Source organism: Aquidulcibacter paucihalophilus (assembly GCF_002105465.1).
GTDB lineage: Bacteria > Pseudomonadota > Alphaproteobacteria > Caulobacterales > Aquidulcibacteraceae > Aquidulcibacter > Aquidulcibacter paucihalophilus.
In genome coordinates, this window is sequence record NZ_NCSQ01000108.1 from 1 (window position 1) to 836 (window position 836).

At 51.4% G+C, this 836-nt stretch carries 1 protein-coding gene; it reads right to left on the bottom strand.

All coding sequences use genetic code 11. The features are described 5' to 3' along the window. Positions 1–4: 4 nt before the first annotated feature. A protein-coding gene (locus tag B7364_RS08260) for an IS5 family transposase (RefSeq protein ID WP_198534111.1) occupies positions 5–765 on the bottom strand; the annotation gives its coding sequence in 2 pieces (ribosomal slippage) (positions 5–453 and positions 453–765; 762 coding nt in all). Between the last annotated feature and the right edge of the window lie 71 nt (positions 766–836).

Genomic DNA, 836 nt, shown 5'->3' on the forward strand with positions numbered 1-836 from the left:
TAGGTCATGTTGACAAACTCTTCAACCAGAGCCGTGCGGCGATGATGTGAGTGAAGCCGAGATAGCTTGCGGCGGTTTTGTCGTACCGCGTTGCAAAGCGGCGGGAGCATTTGAGTTTGTTGAAGCACCGCTCAACGCGGTTTCGTAGAGCATAAGTTATTGTATCAACGAGGATTGGTATTTTACGGTTTGCTTTGCCCATAATGACTGGGGTGCCGCCACGGCTTATGATGACATTTCGGATGTGATCGCTGTCGTATCCTCGATCTGCTAGGACGACTTTGGCATGTGGTAGGTCATCGTCCACCAACATATCAAAGCCTTTGTAATCTGAGACTTCGCCGCCGGTTATTTCAGCTCTGACAGGAAGTCCGTGCGCATTTGAAACGATGTGGACCTTGGTCGTAAAGCCACCTTTTGAACGGCCAAAACCTTCTTTTTGAGTCCCCCTTTAGCGCCGGCTGCAAGATGATGCGCCCGGATGATAGTGCTATCGATCATATGAACTTGGCCAGGTGAAACCCCGCTTTCAGTCAAGGCCTCAAGCACCATTTCCCAAAGCCCTGCCAGCGTCCAGCGACGGAATTGGCGGTAAACACTGGACCACTTGCCGAATTCCTCGGGTAAATCACGCCACGCAGACCCCGTTCGAGCGATCCAGAATACACCATCCAAAATGAGCCTATGATCCGACGCAGGCCGACCACCACGTCCCCGAATACCAACCAAAAACGGCTCAAAGAACGCCCATTCTCCATCTTCCATCAACAGCCGCGCCAAGATAGCCTCCCCAAAAGCTACCTTGAATCAGAATTCAAATGATTTGGGAATCCAGT